Source organism: Kiritimatiellia bacterium (assembly GCA_026417735.1).
GTDB lineage: Bacteria > Verrucomicrobiota > Kiritimatiellia > PWTM01 > PWTM01 > CAACVY01.
In genome coordinates this window covers 35,305-59,114 of sequence record JAOACR010000020.1, presented here as the reverse complement: position 1 = coordinate 59,114, position 23,810 = coordinate 35,305, and the positions used below count along the sequence as shown (strand labels likewise).

23 protein-coding genes and 1 tRNA gene are annotated in these 23,810 nt (G+C 68.2%); 13 read left to right on the top strand and 11 right to left on the bottom strand.

The annotated features are described in order from the left end of the window. Nucleotides 1-108 precede the first annotated feature (108 nt). Nucleotides 109-537 (bottom strand): glycine zipper 2TM domain-containing protein, encoded by a 429-nt coding sequence (locus N2652_10155; GenBank protein ID MCX7819547.1) that lies wholly within the window; start codon nt 535-537, stop codon nt 109-111. Nucleotides 538-644: 107 nt separating this feature from the next. Here N2652_10155 and N2652_10150 point away from each other — a divergent pair, with 107 nt between their 5' ends. The 9 genes from N2652_10150 (at nt 645) to acnA (ending at nt 12,261) form a co-directional block, all read left to right on the top strand. Next, nucleotides 645-1,427 carry an RsmE family RNA methyltransferase gene (locus N2652_10150; protein ID MCX7819546.1) on the top strand — a complete coding sequence of 261 codons (783 nt, stop codon included), beginning with the start codon at nt 645-647 and terminating at the stop codon, nt 1,425-1,427. Between the two features lie 58 nt (nt 1,428-1,485). After that, nucleotides 1,486-4,551 (top strand): preprotein translocase subunit SecA, encoded by a 3,066-nt coding sequence (gene secA / locus N2652_10145; GenBank protein MCX7819545.1) that lies wholly within the window; start codon nt 1,486-1,488, stop codon nt 4,549-4,551. Nucleotides 4,552-4,572: 21 nt separating this feature from the next. Next, the gene (gene lnt / locus N2652_10140) at nt 4,573-6,204 is read left to right on the top strand and encodes an apolipoprotein N-acyltransferase (protein MCX7819544.1); all 1,632 of its coding nucleotides are present in this window, start codon (nt 4,573-4,575) and stop codon (nt 6,202-6,204) included. 252 nt (nt 6,205-6,456) lie between these two features. Next, nucleotides 6,457-6,591 carry a 50S ribosomal protein L34 gene (gene rpmH, locus N2652_10135; GenBank protein ID MCX7819543.1) on the top strand — a complete coding sequence of 45 codons (135 nt, stop codon included), beginning with the start codon at nt 6,457-6,459 and terminating at the stop codon, nt 6,589-6,591. A gap of 18 nt (nt 6,592-6,609) precedes the next feature. Beyond that, a complete protein-coding gene (rnpA, locus tag N2652_10130) occupies nt 6,610-7,005 on the top strand; it encodes a ribonuclease P protein component (GenBank protein ID MCX7819542.1) in 396 nt (131 codons plus the stop codon). Then, nucleotides 7,002-7,241 (top strand): membrane protein insertion efficiency factor YidD, encoded by a 240-nt coding sequence (yidD, locus tag N2652_10125; GenBank protein MCX7819541.1) that lies wholly within the window; start codon nt 7,002-7,004, stop codon nt 7,239-7,241. Before rnpA ends, yidD begins: the two co-directional genes overlap by 4 nt. Further along, nucleotides 7,238-8,977 carry a membrane protein insertase YidC gene (locus N2652_10120; protein MCX7819540.1) on the top strand — a complete coding sequence of 580 codons (1,740 nt, stop codon included), beginning with the start codon at nt 7,238-7,240 and terminating at the stop codon, nt 8,975-8,977. The genes yidD and N2652_10120 overlap by 4 nt, the downstream gene beginning before the upstream one ends. Then, the gene (locus N2652_10115) at nt 8,977-9,504 is read left to right on the top strand and encodes a KH domain-containing protein (protein ID MCX7819539.1); all 528 of its coding nucleotides are present in this window, start codon (nt 8,977-8,979) and stop codon (nt 9,502-9,504) included. Before N2652_10120 ends, N2652_10115 begins: the two co-directional genes overlap by 1 nt. An 87-nt stretch (nt 9,505-9,591) precedes the next feature. Beyond that, the gene (gene acnA, locus N2652_10110; GenBank protein ID MCX7819538.1) at nt 9,592-12,261 is read left to right on the top strand and encodes an aconitate hydratase AcnA; all 2,670 of its coding nucleotides are present in this window, start codon (nt 9,592-9,594) and stop codon (nt 12,259-12,261) included. Between the two features lie 27 nt (nt 12,262-12,288). Here the strand turns inward: acnA and N2652_10105 are convergent, their stop codons facing one another. Together N2652_10105 and N2652_10100 are read right to left on the bottom strand one after the other, a co-directional pair. Beyond that, nucleotides 12,289-13,542: a Gfo/Idh/MocA family oxidoreductase gene (locus tag N2652_10105; GenBank protein ID MCX7819537.1), complete on the bottom strand. Its 1,254-nt coding sequence runs from the start codon at nt 13,540-13,542 to the stop codon at nt 12,289-12,291. 21 nt (nt 13,543-13,563) lie between these two features. Then, nucleotides 13,564-14,616, bottom strand: coding sequence for a Gfo/Idh/MocA family oxidoreductase (locus N2652_10100; protein MCX7819536.1), 1,053 nt, complete (start codon nt 14,614-14,616; stop codon nt 13,564-13,566). A gap of 344 nt (nt 14,617-14,960) precedes the next feature. Between N2652_10100 and N2652_10095 the strand changes: the two genes are divergently transcribed. From N2652_10095 to N2652_10080, 4 genes are all read left to right on the top strand, one after another. After that, nucleotides 14,961-15,036 (top strand) — tRNA-His (locus N2652_10095). A 40-nt stretch (nt 15,037-15,076) separates the two neighbouring features. Continuing rightward, nucleotides 15,077-15,508 carry an HIT domain-containing protein gene (locus N2652_10090; protein ID MCX7819535.1) on the top strand — a complete coding sequence of 144 codons (432 nt, stop codon included), beginning with the start codon at nt 15,077-15,079 and terminating at the stop codon, nt 15,506-15,508. A 34-nt stretch (nt 15,509-15,542) separates the two neighbouring features. Continuing rightward, the gene (locus N2652_10085) at nt 15,543-16,010 is read left to right on the top strand and encodes a hypothetical protein (protein MCX7819534.1); all 468 of its coding nucleotides are present in this window, start codon (nt 15,543-15,545) and stop codon (nt 16,008-16,010) included. After that, on the top strand, nt 15,994-16,428 hold the full coding sequence (locus N2652_10080) for a DUF1844 domain-containing protein (protein MCX7819533.1): 435 nt from the start codon (nt 15,994-15,996) through the stop codon (nt 16,426-16,428). The genes N2652_10085 and N2652_10080 overlap by 17 nt, the downstream gene beginning before the upstream one ends. An 8-nt stretch (nt 16,429-16,436) precedes the next feature. On the opposite strand, the gene surE is transcribed toward N2652_10080, so the two are convergent. The 8 genes from surE to N2652_10040 all read right to left on the bottom strand — a co-directional run bounded on the left by surE (nt 16,437) and on the right by N2652_10040 (nt 23,782). Further along, the gene (gene surE / locus N2652_10075) at nt 16,437-17,249 is read right to left on the bottom strand and encodes a 5'/3'-nucleotidase SurE (protein ID MCX7819532.1); all 813 of its coding nucleotides are present in this window, start codon (nt 17,247-17,249) and stop codon (nt 16,437-16,439) included. Further along, nucleotides 17,225-18,349, bottom strand: coding sequence for an LptF/LptG family permease (locus N2652_10070; protein MCX7819531.1), 1,125 nt, complete (start codon nt 18,347-18,349; stop codon nt 17,225-17,227). Before N2652_10070 ends, surE begins: the two co-directional genes overlap by 25 nt. Then, nucleotides 18,346-19,236 carry a bifunctional methylenetetrahydrofolate dehydrogenase/methenyltetrahydrofolate cyclohydrolase FolD gene (folD, locus tag N2652_10065; GenBank protein MCX7819530.1) on the bottom strand — a complete coding sequence of 297 codons (891 nt, stop codon included), beginning with the start codon at nt 19,234-19,236 and terminating at the stop codon, nt 18,346-18,348. The genes N2652_10070 and folD overlap by 4 nt, the downstream gene beginning before the upstream one ends. Beyond that, a complete protein-coding gene (ruvC, locus tag N2652_10060) occupies nt 19,233-19,781 on the bottom strand; it encodes a crossover junction endodeoxyribonuclease RuvC (GenBank protein MCX7819529.1) in 549 nt (182 codons plus the stop codon). The genes folD and ruvC overlap by 4 nt, the downstream gene beginning before the upstream one ends. Nucleotides 19,782-19,789: 8 nt before the next feature. Further along, complete coding sequence (locus tag N2652_10055) at nt 19,790-20,542, bottom strand: YebC/PmpR family DNA-binding transcriptional regulator (GenBank protein MCX7819528.1); 753 nt, start codon at nt 20,540-20,542, stop codon at nt 19,790-19,792. A 33-nt stretch (nt 20,543-20,575) separates the two neighbouring features. Then, entirely contained in the window at nt 20,576-22,594 is a 2,019-nt protein-coding gene (gene fusA, locus N2652_10050) for an elongation factor G (GenBank protein MCX7819527.1), read from the bottom strand. A 67-nt stretch (nt 22,595-22,661) separates the two neighbouring features. Further along, nucleotides 22,662-23,273 carry a 16S rRNA (guanine(966)-N(2))-methyltransferase RsmD gene (gene rsmD, locus N2652_10045; protein MCX7819526.1) on the bottom strand — a complete coding sequence of 204 codons (612 nt, stop codon included), beginning with the start codon at nt 23,271-23,273 and terminating at the stop codon, nt 22,662-22,664. Then, nucleotides 23,264-23,782: a GGDEF domain-containing protein gene (locus N2652_10040; protein ID MCX7819525.1), complete on the bottom strand. Its 519-nt coding sequence runs from the start codon at nt 23,780-23,782 to the stop codon at nt 23,264-23,266. The genes rsmD and N2652_10040 overlap by 10 nt, the downstream gene beginning before the upstream one ends. Nucleotides 23,783-23,810: the final 28 nt, after the last annotated feature.

The window sequence follows — 23,810 nt, the reverse complement described above, 5'->3', positions numbered from 1 at the left end:
GCCGCAGTCGCGCACCACAGAGAGGTGTGAACCGGGCGGGCCCGCCGGCGTCTGCCGTCGAGCCCGCCCTGCCAGAGGTGGTGGAGCCCGGCCGCCGGGCGGCCGAGGTCAGATTCCGTAGACGGTTCGGAGCTGCTCCTCCGAGGGCATCGAAGGATAGTACTCGCCCCGAGGTCCGATGTACTGGCCGCCCTCGGTGATCCGCAGCAACACGGGCGTGCGGGAGCCGTTCGAATTCTGCACCCACACGGTGGTGTACAGCTGCTGCTGCTGGAGATGATCGATGCGCTGTTGGAGAGCTGCCTGTTGGGCATGGTGGTGGGCGAGTGCGCCGCCGAGCAGCGCGCCCGCGGCCGCGCCGAGCGCCCGGTCGTTGCGGCTGCCACCAAGATTGTGCCCGAGGATCGCTCCGAGGCCTGCGCCAATGCCGGCGCCCAGCGCGGTGGCCTGGACGGCGGGGTCCGTCCGGGTGGTGACACACCCCGCGGTGAGTACCGCCGCGGTCGATATGGCGACGTACCGAAGTGTGCGGTTCATCACGCGCTCCTTTCCGACTCAGCCCTGGTTGGTGGGCCATCCGGTTGGAACTGACGCAACGATCCGATCAGTATTCACCGGGGGTGGGGCCGGCGTTGGACGGAAGGATGAACTGGTTGATCATTGAGCCAGCTGAGGTGGACGCGGATGGCCGTGCTCGACTGACAGACGAGCGTGCGGTGCATGTGCGGCGCCTGTTGCGGAGCCGGCCGTCGGCGGTGTTTCGCGCGGCGATGCTCGGTGGCGGGCGTGGGTGGGCGAGAGTGGAGACGGTGGACGAGCGGGAGGTGGTCGTTTGCTGTCAGTTTGGTGAGCCTCCGTTGCCCCGCACGGGCGTCTCGGTGTTGCTGGCGATGCCGCGCCCGAAAGCGGCGAAGCGACTGTGGGCACAACTGGCCGAGCTCGGAGTTGAGCGGGTGTGGGTGACGGGTTCGGCGGGTGTGGAGCCGGCATACCTGCAGAGTCACGCGGTGACTGCTGCGGTGATCCGCCGGCGGCTGCTGGACGGTCTGGCGCAGAGCGGCCAGACCGTCGCGCCGGTGGTGCAGGTGTGCGCGCGGCTGGAGGACGCGTTGCGGGAGGTGACGGCGGCGGCGGAGGTCGAGGAAGAGCGGTGGGTGGTGGATCCCAGCTTTTCTGAACCGCTGCGCGGCGTTGGGGGACGGCCGGCCGTGATCGCGGTCGGCCCCGAGCGGGGCTGGGCGCCTGAAGAGCTGTTGCAGTTGGGCTCGGCGGGGTTTCGGGGCGCGCATCTGGGGCCGCGGCTGCTGAGAACGGAGACCGCGTGTTTGGTGGCGATCGGGCGGCTGGGCGGCGACCGCGCCTGGTCGCGTTGCGCGCCGGCGATCGACGGCGCAGACCCCGGCCAGTCGGACTCGCGGTCCGCGTGACTTCACCGCCGAAAGGGTCTATACAGGAACGTTCCGCCGCGGCGGCGGAGGTGCACCGATGAACTGGATTTTGAAGAAGATTCTCGGCACGAAGAACGAGCGGGATCTGCGACGCATCCGGCCGCTCGTCGACCGGATCAACGAGATTGAACGCGGCTATCAATCGCTCAGCGACGAGCAGCTTCGCGCGAAGACCGATGAGTTTCGCGCACGCCTCGCGAAGGGAGAGACGCTGGACGATCTCTTGTGCGAGGCGTTTGCCGCGGTGAAGAACACCTGCCGCCGCCTGTGCGGGCAGACGATCGAGGTCTGCGGCCATCCGATTCGCTGGGATATGGTGCCGTTCGACGTGCAGCTGATTGGGGGCATTGTGCTGCACCAGGGCAAGATCGCGGAGATGGCGACCGGGGAGGGCAAGACGCTGGTCGCGACGATGCCCGCCTACCTGAACGCACTGACCGGTCAGGGGGTTCACATCGTGACCGTGAACGACTATCTGGCGCGGCGCGACTCGCAGTGGATGGGCGCGGTGTATCGGTTTCTTGGTCTGACGGTGGGGTGCATCCAGAACGCGATGGGACCGTCGGAGCGGCGGCGGATGTACCAGTGCGATATCACCTACGGCACGAACGCGGAGTTCGGTTTCGATTATTTGCGCGACAACATGGCCCTGCGGGCGGAGGACCAGGTGCAGCGGGGCCATGCGTACGCGATCGTGGACGAGATTGACAGCATCTTGATCGACGAGGCTCGGACGCCCCTGATCATTTCGGGCCCCGCACCGTATTCAACGGAGCAGTACGTGCGGCTACGCCCCGCAGTGGAGAAGCTGGTTCGACGACAGCGGGAGCTGTGCAACGAGTTCGTCGCGGAGGCGAAGGCGCTGCTGGAAAAGCCGGATCGGACGAAGGCGGACGAGGAGCGGGCGGGTCGCCGCCTCTACCAGGTCAGCCAGGGCATGCCGAAGCACAAGCAGCTGCTCCATCTGCTCGAAGACCCGTCGGTGCGGCGCATTTTCGAGAAAGTGGACTCGATGATGCTCACCGACATGTACAAGGAGGAAGCGCGCGAGCTGCGCGAAGAGCTGTTTTTCACGATCGACGAGAAGGGCAACGATGCGAGTTTGACCGAGAAGGGCTGTGCCGCGCTGAATCCGGACGATCCGGAGATGTACGTGTTGCCGGATCTGGCGACGGAGCTGTCGCTGCTGGAGGGGGACACGTCGCTGACGCCGGAGCAAAAGATCGCGCGTCGGCAGCAGTTGCAGGATCTGTTCGCGGAGCGAAACGAACGGATCCATGCGGTGGACCAGCTCATCCGCGCCTACGCAGTGTACGAGCGGGACGTGCAGTATGTGGTGCAGGACGGACAGGTGATCATCGTGGACGAATTCACCGGCCGTCTGATGCCGGGCCGCCGGTGGAGCGATGGGCTGCACCAGGCGATCGAGGCCAAGGAGGGGGTGCGGGTCGAACGCGAGACCCAAACGCTGGCGACAATCACGATCCAGAACTATTTCCGGATGTACAAGAAGCTCGCCGGAATGACCGGTACGGCGGAGACCGAGGCGGACGAGTTTCACCAGATCTACAAGCTCGACGTGGTGGTGATCCCGACGAACCGGCCGGTGCGGCGGGTGGACCGCAACGACCGCGTCTACAAGACGCAGCGGGAAAAGTACAACGCGGTGATCGAGGAGATCGTTGCCTGCCACGAGCGTGGGCAGCCGGTGTTGGTGGGCACGACGACGGTCGAGCACTCCGAGATCATCAGCCGCATGTTGCGGCGGCGCGGAATACCGCACAACGTGCTGAACGCAAAGAACCACGAGCGCGAGGCGGAGATTGTGGCGTTGGCGGGGCAGAAGGGCGCGGTGACGATCGCGACGAACATGGCCGGTCGCGGCACCGACATCAAACTGGGCGAGGGTGTGGTCTGGCTGCCGCGCGAGGTGATCGAATCGCCGCTGAGGCTCGAGGACCTGTACGAGGGCAAGACGCTCCGTCAGCACCTGGAGGAGCGCCCGTGCGGCTTGCACGTGATCGGTTCGGAGCGTCACGAGGCGCGACGGATCGATCGCCAGCTGCGCGGTCGCTGTGCGCGGCAGGGCGATCCCGGCTCCTCGACGTTCTATGTCTCGCTGGAAGACGATCTGATGCGGCTCTTCGGTTCGGACCGGATCTCGCGGATCATGGAGCGGCTCGGCATCGAGGAGGGCGAGGTGCTGGAGCATCCGTGGCTGAATCGATCGATTGAGACGGCGCAGCGCCGGGTCGAGCAGCACAACTTTGCGATCCGCAAGCGGACGCTCGAGTACGACGACGTGATGAACACGCAGCGGAACATCATTTACGGGTTCCGCAACGAGGTGCTGCATGCGACGGACGTCCGCGAGTACCTGATGAGCATCGTGGAGGACGTGGCGCTGGCGCGTGCGGAGGTGGCGCTCGACAACGGCGAGGAGGGGCGGCGGGAGTTCGTGCAGTGGGCGAATCTGACGTTCCCGATCGGTCTGAAGGTGGAGGATCTTCCCGCGGAGGCAGATGCGGAAGCGCTGGCGCGGGCGGTGGTGGGGCGGGTGGAGGCCGCCTACGACGTGAAGGCGCGGATGGAAGATCCGAGTGCGCTCGCCGAGCTCGAGCGGCAGATGATCCTGTTTGCGATCGACGAACACTGGCAGGAATACCTGCGAAACCTGGACGCGCTGCGACAGGGGGTCGGCCTGCGCGCGTATGGTCAGCGGGACCCGCTCGTGGAGTACAAGCGGGAGGCGTACGACCTGTTTTCCGACCTAATGGACAAGATCAAGGGCGACGTGCTCTCGCGGATGTTCCGATCGGCGACTTCGCTGGAGGCGTTCGAGCGAATGATGCGCGCGATTCCGCAGACGTTTGTGCATCCCGAACTGAGCGGGCTGAACGGGACGACGGCGCCGACGGCGGAGGGGCGGCCGGGCGGGGTGGTGGACGAAGTGATCGAAGCGGTGAAGTCGGCGCCGGTGCCGGTTGTGGCGGGGCCGAAGATCGGGCGGAACGATCCCTGCCCGTGTGGTAGCGGCAAGAAGTACAAAAAGTGCTGCGGTGCGGCACGGGCTCCGACGGGCGCGGGCGGCGAAATGGCCTAACGCCGTCTACGGAGCGGGCCGATGAGCGGGTCGGAGGCCGCGCGGGCGGTCCGGGGGGGTCGCCGGGAAGTTGCGGGGCGAGTCGTTGTAGCCGCGTTGGCGGGAGTGTTGCTGTGGAGCGCATTTCCGCCCCTTGAGTGGAGTTGGGCGGCCTGGTTAGCGCCCGCGGTGCTCGGCGCTGCAGTTGCGGACCGATCGCGTTCTTTGGCGGCCGTGCTGGGGCTGCTGGCGGGGGTGGTGTTCTGGATCCCGTCGCTGCACTGGATCCGATGTGTGACGGCAGCCGGCTGGATTGCGCTCGCAGGGTATTGTTCGCTGTACCTGGTGCCGCCGGCCGTTGTGAGCGCATGGTTGGCCTCCGCGCGGTGTCTGGAGCGGCCGTTGGGGACGTTGGCGCTCTGCGGCGGACTGGCGGCGTCGTGGGCAGGCTGGGAGGTACTGCGCGGGGAACTCTGGACGGGGTTTCCGTGGAACTTCATCGGTGTGAGTCAGTTTTCCCGGACGGCGTTGATCCAGCATGCGGCCTGGGGGGGTGTGCCCGCCGTTTCCTTCCTGGTGGTGTGGGGGAATGGACTGTGGCTGGCGATCGTGCTCTCGCTGGCACGGAGGCGGCGTGCGCCGACCGCCCGCATGGAGTGGATGCTGGCGGCGATGGTGCTGGTCGGCGCTCTCCTTCAGGGGATCGCGCTGGTGGGGAGCGCGCCGGCTGCAGATCGGGCGCTCCGCGTCGCACTGATTCAGCCGGCGGTGCCGCAGAACGAAAAGTGGACGGCGGAGAGCTACGAGCGAATGTATGTCCGGCTGGCTGAGCTCACGCGTGCGGCGCTCGCCGCTCGCCCGGACCTGGTGGTCTGGCCGGAGACGGCACTGCCGGAGACGTATCGCGTTTCCGGTGCGGCGCAGCGATTGGTCGCCGGGCTCATTGCGAACGGAACGCCACTGCTGCTGGGCGCGCTCGATAGCGACACCGGTCCCCGCGGCGACCAGCGCCACTACAACGCAACCTTCCTGGTGACGCCGGACGGTCGCCCGCCGCGTGTGTATCGCAAACAGCATCTGGTGCTGTTCGGCGAGTACGTGCCGTTCCGTCGCCACTTCCCCTGGCTGGGACGCCTGGTGCCGATGGACTACGACCTGCACCCCGGTCGGCTGCCCGTGGTGTTTGCGCTTTCGAATCCGCCCGTGCGCTTTTCAACGCTGATTTGCTTCGAGGACACCATCTCGCGTCTGGCGCTGGAATTTGTCCGCCGGGGTGCACAAATGCTGTTCGTGCAGACGAATGATGCCTGGTTCGACGGCACCAGCGGGCCCCGTCAGCACATGATCCAGAGCGTCTTCCGGGCGGTCGAAACGCGTGTGCCGGTGGTGCGCTGTGCGAACTCGGGAGTGACCGGTTGGGTGGATCCGCTGGGACGGATCGGAGGAACGGCCGGCGAATCGGCCGGTACGTTGCCGGTCACGGGGCCAGAGGGGCGCCCGCTGGAGGGATTTCTGGTGGTGACCGTTCCATACTCATCGAGTGGCGGAAAAACCTGGCTATTGCGGCGCGGTCCGGTGGTGGGCCGGTTTCTCGCCGCGGTGGCGCTGCTGTTGAGTATCGGCGACCTGGTGGGTGGGATGGCGCGCGCCCGACGTCTGGCGGTGGGCAGATGAGCTGGCGCGGCGCGCCTCGTCGGAGACAATGGCACTGCGCCGTGTGCGAGTTGAAAAGGACGGCGTGTGCGTGTCCGATCGCCGGCAGAGGGGCAGCTGGGATGCGCGAGGAGTCGTCGTTGCGCGTTCGCTTCGCGCCGGGTCCGGAAAGCGGTGCGCCGGCGCGGAAGCCGGCCGGGCAGCGCCGGTTTGACCGACCACCGCGGGGCCGATAGGCTGTTCGATTCACGTTGAGATGGAGACCCGAGTGCGATGAAACGGACATACCAGCCACATCGGAAGAAGCGCCAACGAAAGCACGGGTTCCGGAAGCGGATGGCCACGCGGAATGGTCGTAAGGTGCTCGCGCGTCGACGCGCGGCCGGGCGGGTGCGGCTGGCGATCTGACATGGCGGGGGACGCGGGATGGCCGCGAGCGTCCGCGCGGGGCAGCCTTTGCCGCCGGATCGCGGGCTCCCGCGGGAGCGCCGGTTGCGGCGCGCGCGTGAATTTGAGGAAGCCTATCGCGGGCGCAAACTGGTGGGGCGACACATGGTGATGTTTGTGCGCGAGGCGCCGGACGCGGCGCTGCGCATTGGCGTGGTGACGGGGCGGCGGATCGGCGGGGCGGTACAGCGCAATCGATGGCGCCGACGGCTCCGCGAGGTGTTTCGCCAGGAACGCCACCGCCTGCAGGGGGGCGTCGATCTGGTGCTCGTTGCTCGCGCGAGCGTACCCGAGCCCTCGTTCGAGAGTCTGCGGGAGGACTTTCTCGAGCTCGCGTGTCGCGCCGGGCTGTGGAGGCCGGAGGGCACTGGATGAGAACCGCGCTGATTGTGGCGATCCGTTGCTACCAGTGGTGCGTGTCTCCGTGGTTGGGGCCTGCCTGCCGGTTTGAACCCTCTTGTTCCCGCTATGCGATTGAAGCGATCGAACGCCACGGCGTGCTCCGCGGTGTGGCGCTGGCGCTGCGCCGGCTGTTGCGATGTCATCCGTGGCATGCCGGAGGGTGGGATCCGGTGCCCGGGACGTGGAGCGGCGGGGGCGAGCAGCAATGACGAAGCGCGACCTGCCGATCTTCTTTGTGTTGTTGGCGCTGATCCTGTTGCTGCCGGCGATTGACCGTCGCTACATCGCGCCGTTGTTCCGGAAGCCGGTCGCGCCGGCGGAGCCGCTCCGAGCGGCGGGTGAGCCCAACCCGGCGACGCGGCCGGCCGGCGTGGGCACGAGCGAGACACCCGAGCTCGGCGCCGCAACGGTGGAGGAGACACCGGCGGTGCCGCCGATGGAGGTCACGATCTCGAATGATGTGCTGGCGCTCACCTTTCACAACCGGGGTGGTGGGTTGCTGGAGGCGGTGGTGCTGCGCTACCCGATGACGCCCGATCCGACCAGCGGGCCGGTGCGCCTGGACTTTCGTGCCTCGCCGGCCCTGGTCTACGAGGGTCTGCGCGGGCTGGGGGAGTCCGCGCTGATGACGGTGCGCGGGGAGACCAACAGCACCTCGGCGCGGTTGGTGTTCGAGCGCGGCACCGCGCAGGGGCTGCGACTGCGGCGCACGGTGGAGCTGCCGGCCACCGGCTATCAGCTCCGCATTGTCGACACATTCCGCAACGACGGCACTTCGGCCGTGGCGATCGCGGAGGCGTGGATCCGTTTAGGCGAGATGGGCTACCTGCCGGGGGAATCGCGAACCGCGGGGATGGAGTTCCTCGGGGTGGACTCGTTGTCGCCCGGTGAGCCGGTGACGTATTGGGGGCGTCGATTGCCGGGGTTCTTCCACGCGACGCAGGGCGAGACTGTGCCGGCGACGGTCGCCGCGCCGTTGCTGGCGGAGAACCGGCCGGCGGAGTGGGTGGCCGTCAAGAACAAGTATTTTGTGCAGATCCTGAAACCGGAGGATCGGTTTGAGAAGCTCCAGGCCCGCCTTCGGCGCGAGGTGGCGCCGGGGGAAGGTCGCAAGCCCAAGGTTCGGCTGGCGTCGGTCGGCGCTGCGGCGAAATCCCCCTCGCGCACGCTGGAGCCTGGCGAGGCCTGGTCGCAGACATACGAGCTGTTTGTGGGGCCAAAGAAATATGATGTGCTTCGGGAGCTCGACGCGAAGCGGGTGGACGTGCTCGAGTTCGGCCGGTTTGGCGGCATCGCGAAGCTGCTGCTGCGGGCTCTGAACGCTTTCTACGGTGTGATTCCGAACTACGGCGTTGCGATTCTGCTGCTCACGCTGTTGATTCGCGTGTTGTTCTGGCCGCTCACGCACAAGAGCACCGAAAGCATGAAGCGGATGCAGGCGCTCGCGCCTCAAATCAAGGAACTGCAGGCGAAGTACCGGGACAATCCGCAGCGGCTGAACCGTGAGACGCTCGAGCTCTACCGCCGGCACAAAGTGAATCCGTTGAGCGGCTGTCTGCCGATTCTGGTCCAGTTGCCGGTGTTGTTCGCGCTGTTCGTGGTTTTGCGGGGTGCAATCGAGCTACGGTTCGCTTCGTTTTTGTGGATTCGGGATCTGAGCGAGCCGGAGAACCTTCTGCAGGGCATGCTGCCGTTCGGACTTTCGCTGAATCCGCTGCCGATCGTGATGACCGCGCTGCAGGTTTGGCAGACGAAACTGACGCCGTCGGCGGGGGATCCCGCACAGCAGAAGATGTTCTTATTCATGCCGGTGCTGATGCTGTTTTTCTTCTACTCCTTTCCGTCGGGGCTGGTGCTGTACTGGACGGTAAATCAGGCGCTGATGATCGGCCAACTGGTGCGCCGTCGGGTGCAAAGCGCATCCGCGGCGGGAGGTGCGTCGTGATGAGTCCGGGCGGAGCCTCAGAGATCGAACAGGTGCGGCAGCTGCTGGCCGGCTTGTTGGCGGCGATGGGCATCCCGGCGAGCGTCGAAGCGCGGCCGCAGGGCGAGTGCGGGGTGCATTTGACGGTCCGCGCCGACGAGGTCGGTGCGCTGGTGGGACCGCACGGCCAGACGCTCGATGCGCTTCAGTACTTGATGAACCGGATGGTGCGGCGCCGGCTGGGTGACCCGTGGTTCTGCATCGTGGATGCGGGCGGCTTCCGGGAGCAGCGGCAGCACGCGATGGCATGCGAGGCGCGAGATATTGCGGAGCGGGTGCGACGCACCGGTCGCCCGTTCACATTTCCCCCGCTGAGCGCGGCGGACCGGCGTGCGATCCATCGTGCGCTGGTGGACGATCCGGACATTGAGACGGTGTCGCTGGAGCCGGCGGTAAACGGCATGAAGCGGCTGGTGGTGCGGCTGCGAACCCCGCCGGCCGCCGGCGAGGGCGCGCCGGCTGCGCCAGCGCCACCGTCGGCTGGCTGACGAGAGGCGAAGGGGCGGTGGCCGGCCTGGCGTCACCCGGCCGGTCGGGCGCGGCCGGCGAGGAGGGGGTTTCGTGGAGTTGTGCGAATGAGCGCAGGTATTTCATGGCGGACGCTGACCTCCGACCACGAAGGTCCGGTGGTGTGCGTAGACCTCGTGGCGTTTGAGCGTTTCACGGGGGTACCCCTCGCGCGGCTGCCCCGCTGTGTGCGGCCGCTGATCGAGGCGGTGTTGCGCCGGTGGGACGAGGTGGAGCGCGCGCCGGATGTGCTGCGCGCACTCGCGGGAGTGGCCGCACCGGGCTCCGACATCGAAGTGCCGTTCTGGCCGACCCGCGTGCTGCTGCAGGACTTCACGGGTGTGCCGTGTGTGGCGGACCTGGCTGCGCTGCGATCGGAGATCGCGCGGCGGGGCGGTCAGGCGCGGCGCGTCGAGCCGCTCATCCCCGTGGATCTGGTGATTGACCATTCTGTGCAGATTGATGTGGCGGGCTCGCCGCAAGCATTGGCGGAGAACGCCCGTCTGGAGTTCGAGCGGAATCGGGAACGGTACGAGTTCCTCCGATGGGGGCAGGCGGTATTCGGCCGGCTACGCGTGTTTCCGCCGGGACTCGGCATATGTCATCAGGTGAACATGGAGCACCTCGCGGAGGTGATCCGTATAGAGACGTTGGCCGACGGCCGCCGCGCGTGGGTGCCGGACACGGTCGTCGGCACCGACTCGCACACCACGATGATCAACAGTCTTGGCGTTCTGGGGTGGGGCGTCGGCGGCATTGAGGCGGAGGCCGCGATGCTCGGCCAGCCGATTCCGTTGGCGCCGCCACGGGTCGTCGGTGTTCGGCTGACCGGCCGGCTGCCGTCGGGCGCGACGGCGACGGATGCGGCGCTGATGCTGACGCAGCGTCTGCGCGCGCACGGGGTGGTGGACCGCATGGTCGAGTTTTTCGGGCCGGGGTTAGCGGGTCTGTCGGTGGAAGACCGGGCACCGCTAGCGAACATGGCGCCGGAGTACGGCGCGACGACGGGCTGGTTCCCTGTAGATGCGTCGACGTTGGTCTACCTGCGGCGGACCGGTCGGCCGGCCTCGCTGGTGGCGCGGGTGGAGCAGGGGGCGCGGGCGCTGGGGCTGTGGTGGGACCCCTCGACGGACGAGGGGTTGGACTACGAATCGGTGGTCGAGTTCGACCTCGGCTCGGTCGAGCCCACGCTGGCCGGCCCGCGTCGTCCGCACGAGCGGCTGACGCTCAGTGAGGTGGGGCGCAGTTTCGAGCAATTGTGCGCGGCTGGCGCCGCGCCAGTGCCGGCGGTCCGGGAGGGGCGCGGTTCGCTCGATCACGGCGCGGTGGTGGTCGCCGCGATCACCTCGTGCACCAACACCTCGAACCCGTCGTTGTTGATCGCGGCGGGACTTGTCGCGCGGCGGGCGGTGGAGCGCGGATTGCGTGTGCCGTGGTGGGTGAAGACCTCGTTCGCGCCGGGATCACTGGCGGCGGCCGCGTTTCTGCGGCGCGCTGGGCTGCTGGAGCACCTTGAGGCGCTGGGATTCCACATCGCGGCGTACGGTTGCGCGACCTGCATCGGCAACAGCGGTCCGCTGCGGCCGGAGGTGGAGGAGGAGATTCGCCGCCGGCAGCTGGTGGTGGCGGCGGTGCTGAGCGGGAACCGGAACTTCGAAGGGCGGGTGCATCCGCTGACGCGCGCGAACTATCTGGCCTCGCCGCCGATGGTGGTGATTGCGGCGCTGCGTGGGACGGTGCGCGGAGATTGGCGGCGCGAGCCGGTGGGGGTGGATGCGGCGGGGCGGCCGGTGGGATGGGAGGAGCTCTGGCCGTCGGCTGCGGAAGTGGCGGAGCTGGTCGAGCGGTGTGTGCAGCCGGAGGATTTCGTCGCTGCGTATGCAGACCCGGCCGCTCGTGTGCCCGCGTGGGCCGCGATCAGCGGCGCAGGCGGGGAGGTGTTCGCGTGGCGGCCCGACTCCACATATCTGCGCGAACCGCCTTTTGTGCGCGGGGTGCCTGACGAACCGGCGCCGCTGGCCGACATTGAGCGCGCCGCGGTGCTGGTCGTGCTCGGCGATTTCGTGACCACCGACCACATCTCCCCGGCCGGCAACATTCCGGTGGACAGCCCGGCGGGTCGGTATCTGCAGGAGCGCGGCGTGCGGCCGGCAGAGTTCAACAGCTATGGGGCGCGGCGGGGCAATCACGAGGTGATGATCCGCGGCACCTTCGCGAACGTCCGGCTGCGCAATCGGATGGTCGAACGCGAAGGGGGATGGACGCTGCACGTTCCCTCCGGCGAAGTGGTGACCGTGTTCGAGGCAGCGGAACGGTATCGTGCCGCCGGCGTCCCGCTGGTGGTGATTGCGGGGCGCATGTATGGGGCGGGCTCCTCGCGCGATTGGGCGGCGAAGGGGCCCGCTTTGCTCGGAGTGCGCGCGGTGATCGCGGAAAGCTTCGAGCGGATCCACCGCAGCAATCTAGTGGAGATGGGTGTGCTGCCGCTGCAGTTCTCCGAGGGACACACGGCCGCTGCGCACGGACTGACGGGGCATGAGCGGGTGACGATCCGCGGCCTGGCGGACCTGTGTCCCGGCGCAACGGTGCAGGTGATCGCGGAACGGCCGGACGGCAGCCGGCTCGTGTTCGAGGCAATCGCACGTCTGAGCAGCCGCGCGGAGATCGAATATTTGCGGCACGGCGGGATTCTGCCGTACGTGCTGCGCACGCGGCTGCTGCGCGATGCGGCATGCTGAGGCCCGCGCCGGCGCGGCCGGGGACGGTCACCCGTCAGGAACGATCGCCCGGCGTTGCGCGTCGTAGCGCATCCGGCGGCCGGTTTCGTAGGATTCGGTCGCCATAATGCTGGCCACCGCGTGCTGGTAGCGGGCTTCGATCGGCGCGTGCGGCGTGCAACCCGACCGCAGGCACTGCAGCCAGTCCAGAAAATGATCCGGTCGTTCGACCGGCTCGACGACATTTTCGCCCCGGATCGAACCGTCGCGATGGATTCCGCCTTCGGCGGTGTAGATGGGGGCATTGCCCTTGTCGAGCTTCAGCACGCCCCGGTCGGTGAGGATGCGGGTGGTGTTCCCGAATCCGTTTCCGAAGTTCGTCGTGTAGCTGACCATCACCCCCTCGGGGTAGTGCCAGAGCGCGTGCACCTGGTCGGGCACATCGAACTGGGGCACGTCGCGCCACGTGTACCGCCCACCGAGGCATACGCAGGTCTCGGGAAGACCGAGGCCGAGGATGTAGTGGATCGTATCCAGAAAATGAACGCCCCATTGCGGCACCGGCCCCTGACTGAACCGCCAGATCCCGTACCATGCGGAGTAGACGACCGCGTCGAACTCGACGCCGGTGATCCCCATGAGGAACTGCTCCCAGTCGACATCCTCCCGGCGCACGTCCTTTTTCAGGTAGCCATACCAGTAGGGGCGCTCCGCATTGCGAATTTGTTCTGCGCGCGAGGCGCGGCCGAGCTTTCCGCTGCGCATCAGCTCTCGGGCGCCCACTGCGCCGGGCATGCTGCGCAGCTGCGTGCCGCACTGCACGATGATGCCGGACTCGCGCACCGCGTCGACCGCGCGCAATAGCTCGGGCATCCGGTTCGCGAGTGGCTTCTCGACGTAGGCGTGTTTGCGCGCTCGGGCGGCGGCTTCCAGCTGGGCGGCGTGCGCGTGATCCGGCGATGCGATCATAACCGCGTCGAGGTCCTCCGCGCCCAGCAGTTCCTGCCACGTGCGGTACACTCGTGCCGGCGAGCCGAACCATTCCCCCGCTTGGGCGGCGGCTTTCTCCGCCGCGACCCGCCAGGGGTCGCTGACCGCGACCACCGCCGCGTTGGCGGCCTGTGCGTGGTCTCGGATCGCCTTCATGTGGGCGCCGACGCCGCGGCCTCCGCATCCGATCAGTCCGATCCGGATCCGGTCGTTCGCGCCGATCGATCGGGCGCGCTCGGCCGCGGTGAGTGAACGGGTGAGGCCCGCCGCAAGCGCCACGCCAGTCTGCAGCACAACACGTCGGCTGAGCATTGGAGTTCTCCTCGTGCGGTTTCAGGCGGTTCGGAGAGCCGGAACGACTTCGCCGCCGCGGCGGATCGACGCTTCCTCCGCCTCACAGATCGCCACCGCGTGGGCGGCCTCGCGCGCGGTGACTGTGGCGGGCCGCCGACCGGTGCGGATACATTCCACCGCGTACTCGAGCTCTGCGCGGTAGCCGTCCGGCCCGGGAGCGACGATTGTTCGGGGCGGCCGGCCCGCCTCGATCAGCCGTAGTGATTCCGCGCCCCGCCGGCAGTCATACTCCGCGCTGGCGCGTTCCCAGACGACCTGCCACGACATGACAAAACCGGACCCCGGGGTCATTACCCAGCCGCCCTCCGCCGACACTGCGGCCCCGCCGCGCAAGCGGTAGACCGCAGCCACGTGATCCACCGCTCCGCTGCGTACGACGCGTCCGACCGCGCAGACCGCCAGCGGCGGGCCGAAGCAGTGCTGGATGAAGTCCACGTCATGGATGTGCAAGTCGAGCAGCGCGCCGCCCGAGCGCGCCCCATCCATGAAGTCCGGGCTCCAGGTGGGGGGCTCTGCGAGGCGGGTGAATCGAGCGGCGATCACCTCGCCGTAGCGGCGGTCCGCGATCGCGTGTTTCAGCCAGCGATACTCCGGCCAGAATCGGATCACCATCGCGGGCAACAGAATCCGCTGCGAGGACTCAGCAGACTGAGCGATCTCGTACGCGTCCGCCGCCGTGCGCGCCAAAGGCTTCTCGCAGACCACGTGCTTGCCAGCCCGCAGCGCCGCAAGCGCCAACGGCTTGTGCGCGACCGTCGGTACGCAGATGTCTACCAGCTGGACCTCCGGATCCGCGAGCAGCTCCTCGAACCTGGCCGTCATCCGCACGCGCGAGGGGTCGACCTTCAATGGGGCGCCGCTCCCGATGTTGCCGGCGACCGTGGAAAAGTCGCCATCCGCAGGCAGCCGTTTCGCATCGCACAGCGCACTCACCCGCACCCCGGGAATCGTCATCCAGTGACGGAGATGAGTGACCCCCATGAAGCCGAGACCGACGATCCCGATTCCGATTTCGCCCCCGTCACTCATCATTGCCACGCTCTCCGACCTGTGCGACCTCTTCCGGCAGTCGGTTGCACGGCGGCATGATGGCGCGATATGGGGACAACGTCAACGTTTCTGCGAAGCCGGTTGCAGCGCGAGTGGAAATGAGCAGAGCGATACGGTGTGCGGAGGGGCGATGCGCCGTCGAAGTGGCCAGCGCGGAGCCCTCGTAGGGGCGTCCCAGCGTTGGAACGCCGAGGCCGCGCCGGTTCCAACGATTGGAGGCCGGGGCTCCACAGCCGTGCCAATCCGGGCGACGATGGGGACTGTGGGGGACGGCGGTGATTTGATTTTTGTGGCGGTGGGGGCATCATAGTGCGGCCCGGGATACGGTGGATGTAGCTCAGCTGGCAGAGCGCCAGGTTGTGGCCCTGGGTGTCGCGGGTTCGAATCCCGTCATCCACCCCACGCGCGGCGGGGTGCCGGCGTCCCGGGCGAAGGGTGCGAGATGAGCCAGGCGGGCAGCTCTCAGTCGTGCGTGTTTTGCCGGATCATCGCGGGGGAACTTCCCGCGAATCGTTTGTTTGAGGACGAGGAGACGCTCGCGTTTTTGGACATTGCGCCGATTATCAAGGGGCACTCGCTCGTGGTGCCCCGCACTCACGTGGAGCTGCTGACCGACGCGCCCGAGCGGATGCTTCACCGCCTGGTGGAGGGCGCGCAGCGAGTCGCCCGCGCCATGTTGCGGGGCCTTTCCGCGGACGGCGTGAACGTGTTCGTCGCGAACGGGGCGGCGGCCGGCCAAGTGGTGCCGCATGTGCACGTGCACGTGATCCCGCGGTTCCGGGAGGACGGTCACCGTTGGAACTGGGCGGCGCGCTCCTACGCCACTGCGGAGGAAGCGCGCACGATCCGCGACCAGATTGCGGCGGCGCTGTGAGCGTGCAGCTCCGGTGCGACCTTTGAGGTAAACGATGGTGCCGGGGGTGGATTTCGACGAGGCTGTTGCGCGGATCCGGGCGCGCGATTCGCGGTATCGAGAGGAGGCCTATCAGTTTCTGCGCGAGGCGTTGGACCGCGAGGTCGAGCGGCGACAGCCCAGGTCCGGGCAGGCGCTGATCCACCTGAACGGCCGGGAGGTCTGCCACGCGGTGCGCACGTTGGCGCTCGAGCGGTTCGGGCCGATGGCGCAACGGGTGCTGGACCACTGGGGGATCCGCTCCACGGAAGACATCGGCGAATTAGTCTTTCATTTGGTTCGGGAACAGGTGCTGCTGGCCTCGCCCGACGACAAGCCCGAGGACTTCGTTGCGGTGTACGATTTTGACGAGGCATTCCGGTTCCCGTTTTTGCCGCCGGTTGAACCCAGGCGGTCGTCGTCGCGTCGGCGACGCGGGAGCCGATCAACACTGCGGAGGAACGCGGATGAGCCCCGACCGTGAGCCGGAACCGACGCCGTTCATCAGCCTGCTGGGCATTCTGGCGACGCACGCGATGACCGCGCTCGGGGCGGGCGGCCCTAACGAGCGCAACGAGGTGTATGTGGACCTCGAGTTCGCATCGCATTTGATCGAGATCCTGCATGATCTGGATGAAAAGACGCGGGGGCGGCGCACGCCGGAGGAGGACGCCGCGATCGCGGAGACGATATCGGGTTTGCAGCTGAGCTTCGTGCGGGTCTCTGACCTTGCGGTTCGGGCGCAGCGGGGCGGTGCGCCGGCCGACGCGCCGGCGGCGCCGGCGGCCAGTGTGACGGCCGGCGCGACCCCCCCGACGCCGGCTGGCGCCGAACCCACGGCCCCGCCGCCAGTCGATGAGGAGAAAGATCGTCCGCCGCGCTTTCAGAAAAAGTACGGCTGAGCGCGGCCTCAGTGGCGCGACCGGTTGAGCCGACCGCACCAGCGCCGGAGGTGGGTGAGCGCCCGGTGGTGGGTGAGGTCGAAGTGCACCGGTGTGAGCGTGATCCAACCGTCCGCCAGCAGCTTCAGGTCAGTGCCCTCGCGCGGCCCGTCGGTTTCGAGATAGCCGTCCATCCAGAAGTAGAGGTTGCCGCGCGGGTCCCGGCGCCGGTGAAAAACCTCGACGAAGCGTGAGCGAGCCATGCGGGCCGGTGCGTAGCCGCGGATCTGCTCCCACGGCAGGTTCGGCACGTTCACGTTGAGCAGCACGCCCCGCGGCAGCGGATGGCGCAGCAGGCCGTTGGCGAGCTCGGCCGCCGCGCGGGCGGCGGTCGCCCACTGCGGCTGGTCGAACGTGTTCAGCGAGATCGCGAGGCTGGGGATGTGGAGGAGGGTGCCTTCGGTGGCGGCGGAGACGGTACCGGAGTAGAGCACCGCGATGCCGGCGTTCGGGCCCAGATTGATCCCACTGACGACCAGATCCGGCCGCCGGCGCAACAGCGCGCAAACCGCCAGTTTCACCGAGTCGGCGGGTGTTCCGCCCACCGCGTAGCCGACCAGGCGACCATCGTCACGCACCGCGCGCATTTTGATCGGGTCGGAGAGCGTGATTGCATGGCCCACCGCGCTGCGTTCGGTGTCGGGCGCAACGATGGTGACTCGACCCAGCGGCCGCAGCGCCCGCGCGAGCTCGCGGATGCCCGGCGCGTGAATGCCGTCGTCGTTCGTGACCAGGATCCGGGGGCGGCCGTCGCTCATCAGTTTGACCGCTCGATCAGCCATAGGCCGGCAGCTTCGGCGACGACCACAGGGATCCACGCCCACAGTTCGGGGTAGAGCTGCGGTCGGCCGGCCATCGAGCGCCCCATCATCAGAAAAAAATAGAACGTAAAGACCACCGCGAGGCTCACGATCACGCCCACGGAGGATTCTCGGCGGCGCGATCTCAGCCCCAGTGGTATGCCGACCAGCGCCATCGCGAGGCACGAGAAGGACATCGCGAGACGACCGTTCATCTCGATCAGCACACGCGCCTGCTGGTCCCGGCGCACGACCTCGGGGAGGGGCGGCTCTGCGTCGGCGCCGGCGATCATCGCGAGGAGTTCCGGGCCGGTGAAGTCGGAGATTTTCCGCTTCACGCCGGATCGCCGCGTGAGCTGTGCGATGTCCACGGTCTGACGGTTGTGCTCCGCGAACATTACCCGTGCGCGGAGGGGGTTGAGAGGGTCGCGGCGGTCGGGTTCCTCCATCCGGACCTGGTAGAGGTCCAGGATCAGGCGCGCCGGCGGTTCCGGCGACAGCTCCACGACGCCTTTGCGGGCGCGGATGGAGAGCCGCACCGCATTCGCCGCGTCGAGTTGATGGATCACAATGTCCGTGAGGTGCGTCCCGTTGCGCCCGCCGACATAGACGAGCAGACCGGGGAAGTCGCGGATCCAGCGGCCGGACTCGATGAGCTGCAGCGGATCCTCCCCGGCCAGCTGCGTCAGCAGCACCCGCTGCGCGAGCCGACTGCGGGGGGAGACCCACTGCGTGACGACCATCGCGAGAGCGGCGACCAGCGTCGCCACCAGCAGCACCGGCGAGGCGATCTGCCAGAGGCTGAGCCCACAGGCCTTCATCGCGGTGATTTCGCCGTCGAGGGAGAGCCGCGTGAACTGCAGCAGCGTCGCGGTCATCACGCTCATTGGCAGCGTGTACTGGAGGATGTAGGGCACGTTCAGCGCCATGTAGCGGGCGAGCACGGGCGCGGAGGCGCCGCGCGCGACCAAATCGATCGCCTGCACCACCGAGCCGATCGCCATCACCACCGAGAACACCACCAGTGCGCCGACCAGATGGACGAGGTAGCCGATCCCGACGTAGCGGTTCAGGATACTCATCGCGCGGCGCCACGCCATTCCGCAGCGGCGACGGTGTTGGCCAGCAGCATCGCGATCGTCATCGGACCCACGCCGCCGGGCACGGGGGTGATTGCGGCGGCGCGTGGGGCGACAGACTCAAAGTCCACGTCGCCGACGAGACGGTAGCCGGAGGCCCGCGTTGGATCGGGCAAGCGGTTGACGCCGACGTCCACGACGACGGCCCCCTCGCGGATCATGTCACCGCGGACCGTGCCGGGGCGGCCTGCGGCGGCCACGACGATGTCGGCCTGGCGGGTGTGTGCGGCGAGGTCCCTCGTACGGGTGTGGCAGAGCGTCACCGTGGCGTCTGCGTCGGGCCCCTTGCGGCTGAGCAGGTGCGCCAGCGGCCGGCCCACGATGTGGCTTCGGCCGATCACGACCACGTGGGCACCGGGCGTTGCAATGCCGGACCTGCGCAGCAGCTGCACGATGCCGTGCGGGGTGCAGGGCAGGAACGCGCGCAGCCCCAGCAGCATCCGGCCGACGTTGAGAGGGTGGAACCCGTCCACGTCCTTGTCTGGCCGGATCGCCTCAATCACATCCGCCTCGATGGAAGGGTCGGGCAGCGGCAACTGGACCAGGATGCCATCGACGGTGGGGTCCTCGTTGAAGCGCTCCACCGCGGCGAGGATGTCCGCGCGGCTCGCGGTTGCGGGCAGGTGGCATTCGATGGAGACCAGGCCGAGCTCCGAGCAGGCGCGGCGTTTTGCGGCGACGTAGGACTGAGAGGCGGGATCGTCGCCGACCCGGACCACCGCCAGGCCGGGCGGTCGGCCCGCGGCGGCGGCCAGCGCGGCGATACGGGGGCGCAGTTCGTCCCGAATCTGGGCGGCCACCGCGCGCCCGTCGAGGAGGCGGGCGGTCATGGCGGGGGGTCTCCGTTGTGAGCCGCATCGAGCCGCCGCACGAGGCCCAGCGCGCGAGCGCCGGTGGCGTGGGCGTGACAGAGCGCGATCGCGGCGGCGTCCGCCTCGTCCGGCGGGGGCGGGGCGGGCAACCCGAGCATCGCCTGCACCATGCGGGCAACTTGCGATTTGTCGGCCTGGCCGTGGCCGGTCACGCCACGCTTCACTTCGCGCGGTGAATATTCGAAAACCGGTATGCCGGCCGCCGCGCAAGCGACGAGGACGGCGCCGCGGGCTTGGCCGAGCGCCAAAAGCGTGCGGGCGTTCCGGGCGTGAAAGACGCCTTCGATGGCAACCGCGGCGGGGGCGTGCCGGCGGAGCAGGTCGCTGAGTTCTGCGTGCAGGTGGAGCAGCGCAATGGCGACAGGGCGGCCGGCGGGGTTATGGATTCGCCCCAGCTCCACCGCCTCCCACCCCGCGCCCGCGCGGCGGATCACCGCGTAGCCGCTGCAGCGCAGCGCGGTGTCGAGTCCGAGGATACCCGCCGAATCGGCGCGGCCAGCCACGGCGTCTCTCAGGTGACCTCCCTCAGCACCGCCTCGTCTACATCGAGGTTGGTGTAAACGTTCTGCACGTCGTCCAGGTCCTCGAGCGCGTCCACCAGCTTGACGATTTCCCGCGCGACGGCGGGATCCGACACCGTGACCCAGAGGTCCGGCAGCAGGGTCACCTCCGACTGCTCCACCGGAATACCGGCGGCGACGATGGCTTCCGTGACGCGCTGGAACGCAGCGGGTTCGGTTGTGATGACGAACTGGCCATCATCGCGCTCCATATCGTCGGCGCCGGCCTCCAGCGCGATTTCGAGCAGCCGGTCCTCCGCGACCTTGTCCGCCGGCACGCGGATCACGCCCCGCCGGCGAAAGCCGCGCGCGACGCTACCCTGTGCACCAAGGCTGATGTTGTGGCGCGAAAAGACATGGCGGACTTCCGCGGCGGAGCGGTTGCGGTTGTCGGTGAGTACCTGCACGATGATGCCGACGCCGCCGGGACCGAACGCTTCGTAGATGACTTCCTCGTACTGCTGACCCGCATCCAGCTCGCCGGTTCCTTTCTTGATCGCCCGCTCGACGTTCTCCGCCGGCATGTTCACACTTTTCGCCTTTTGGACGAGCGAGCGCAGCGTGATGTTGGTGGCCGGATCGCCTCCACCCTGGCGCGCGGCGACCATGATTTCTCGCGCGAGTTTGCTGAAAATCTTCCCGCGCTTCGCGTCGGTGGCGGCTTTCTTGTGTTTGATCGTCGCCCACTTGCTGTGACCACTCATGTCGGGGCTCCTTGGTTTGCGCGGCGGGCGCGATCATTCCTCCTCGGGCTGGCGCGCCTTTTGCGCCTCCGCGATCACACGCTGCGCGATGTTCGACGGCACGATTTCGAGCCGGGAGAACTCCATTTCAAACGTGCCGCGCCCACCGGTCATGCTGCGAAGCTGGGAAGAGTACTGAAAGAGCTCCGCCTGCGGCACCTCCGCGGTGACCACCTGCATACCATCCTCGGTGTCCATGCCGAGAATGCGGCCGCGACGGTGGTTGAGGTCACCGGTGACGTCGCCCATGCACTGTTCGGGCACAATCACACGCAGCTTCATGATCGGCTCCAGCAGCACTGGCTTGCTGTTGAGCATCCCGTCCTTGAAGGCTCGGGCGGCGGCGATTTTGAACGCGATCTCCGAGGAGTCGACCTCGTGGTAGGAGCCATCGTAGACGGTCACTTTCACGTTCACAACGGGCGCGCCGGCGAGCGGACCGGCGCTCATCGCCTCCAGCAACCCCTTCTGCACCGCGGGTAGAAAGTTGCCGGGGATCGCCCCCCCCACGATGGCGTCCACGAACCACTCGTTGTCTCCCGGGGGCAGCGGCTGCAAACGCAGGTAGACCTCCGCGTACTGGCCGCGCCCGCCGGTTTGTTTCTTGTGTTTGTAGTGACCCTCGCCGCGCCCGGTGACGGTCTCGCGGTACGCGATTTTCGGCGGGGAGAGCACCACCTCGAGACGGTTGTGGCGGCGCATTTTCTCCACCGCGACGTTGATCTGCGTGTCGCCCATGCCGGAGAGGATCAGCTGGTGTGTGTCCGGATTGCGTTCGAGCCGCAGTGTCGGGTCTTCCTCCGCGACGCGCTGCAGGCCGGCCATCAGCTTGTCATCGTCCCCCTGCGTTTTCGGCGCCACCGCGTAGGCCATCACGGGGTTGGGGACGGAGATCGGCCGAAGCGCGGGCTGGGAGGGGACTGCGGCGAGGGTGTCGTTGAAACGGGTGGATTTCAGCTTCGCAAGTGCGATCACGTCTCCCGCATGGGCCTCAGGCACCATCTCCTGCTTGCGACCGTTGAGCAGCAGCAGTGAGCCGATGCGCTCTCGCGAGCCCTGCGCGAGGTTCACCACTTCGCTATCCGCCCGCAAGGTGCCGCCGAACACGCGGCAGAGCGACAGCTGCCCGGCGAACGGATCCGCGATGGTCCGCCAGACCTGCCCGACGAACGGCGCGTCAGGTGAGGGATCCACCGGCGAACCGTCCGAGGCGGGGCGGGGGCGGTCGAGTGGCGAGGGAAAGTAGCGGGCAAGACCGTCGAGCAGCTCCGCGAGACCGGCATCGGTGCGCGCGCACACCGCGAAGACGGGCACGAACGAGCCGGCCGCCACCGCGCGGCGCAGACCCACCGCAACGTCCTGCTCGCTGAGTGGCTCGCCGCCGAGGTACTTTTCGAGCAGCGCGTCGTCGGCTTCCGCGGCCGCCTCCATCAACCGCGCCCGGGCCGCTTCCGCTTCGCCCTGTGCGCCGGGGTCATCCGCGCGCACCACGGTGGAGAGGTCGGCCGTCGGCAGCGTCACGGGCAGACAGCGGGAACCCCAGGCGGACTGAATCGCCGCGAGCACCGCGCCAGCATTCGCGTTGTCCCGGTCGAGGCCGGTGATCACGATCCCGCGCGGCAGGCCGAGCTGTTCGCACAACCTCCAGGCGCGCACCGTCCCGACCTGCACGCCCGCGACCGCGTCCACCACCACCAGTGCCGCGTCCGCGACGGACGCCGCGCAGATCATCTGGCCCACGAAATCCGCATAGCCCGGCGTGTCCAGCACCACGAACCGCTCGACACCGCCCGCACCCGCGCGCCGAAGCTCGAACGGTTTGGACCACACCGTCATTTTTCGGTCCTTTTCTTCGTCGGTCCAGTCGGCGGCGCTGGTGCCGTTGTCGGGCTGCCCCTTGCGGTCGTTGAGCCCGAGCCGGAACAACAGCGCATCCAGCAACGTGGTTTTGCCGCTACCGGTGTGTCCGAGCAATGCGACGTTGCGAACCTTGTCGACCGGTATATCTTTCATCCACACGCTCCCGGGATTCGGCTCCGCGCCACCCGCGCCGCGGTCACGGGCAAGCGGAACAGATCGCTCAGCATAGCGGCGGATTTGCATCCGCACAAGCCGGAGCGCTCGTTCGCCGCAGCACAATCCACTGCGACTCTCCGACCGTGTGCGCCCGCTCGACCGTCCAGTCTGCGGTTGGCGGCAGCGGGGTGCGGCGAGACAGTTCGAGCACCAGCGCACCGCCCGGCCGCAGAATCGGTGCGGCCGCGAGCGCCCGCAGCAGCGCCAACAACCGCGACGGCTCGGTCGCGAAGCGATATGGCGGATCGGCGAAGATCAGATCGAAGGGGCCGAACGCCTGGTAGCTGTCCGGTCGGGTCGCATCGGCACAAATGACGCGCCAGTCGGCAGGCAGCGGGCCGGCCGGCATCAGCGCGCGAAGATTCTCGGTGAGTTTCGCGCACGCGGCCCGATCTCTCTCCACCCAGCATGCGGCCGCGGCGCCCCGGCTGAGCGCTTCAATGCCGTAGGCGCCGCTGCCGGCGAACAGGTCCAGTACTCGGGCGCCGGGCATCGCGGCGGCCAGCGAGGAGAAGACCCCCTGGCGGACGCGATCGGACGTTGGACGAACGCCGCGCGGGGGCACCCGGATGCGGCGTCCCCCCCACTGCCCGCCCGTGATGCGGATCAGACCCATGTCGTGCGCACGCGCCGGCCGCCGGCGCGCTTTGCGCGAGAGAGCGCTCGGTAGGCGGCATCGGTCAATGTGAGCCAGTCCCGACACATCCCGCCTCGCGTGAGCGCGATGCCGGCGGATACGCCAAGTCTGCGCCGCCGCAGCTCGCGGTCGGTGCTGATTTCTCGAAGCGCGGCGCGGGCAGTCCGAACGGCGTCCGCGCGCGTCGGAACGCGGGTCGATGCCAGGAACTCGTCGCCGCCGATGCGGACGATGGGAGTGACGGGACCGAGCGCGCGGACGAGCGCACGGTAGACGGCGACGAGGCAGACGTCGCCGGCGCCAAAGCCCTCGCGGTCGTTCACGCGTCCGAGCGAATCGGCATCGAACAGCATTACCGCCAGCAGCCGCTGGTCGTCTCGGGGCGTGCGCAGGCGCGGGCGGGCCCGCAGCCATCGGCGGTTCCATGCGCCGGTGAGCGGGTCGGTCCAGTCGGGGCGCCGACGACCAGCTGCGAAGCGCGAGGACATGTGGCGCTAGGTTAGCGGTTGTTTGGGC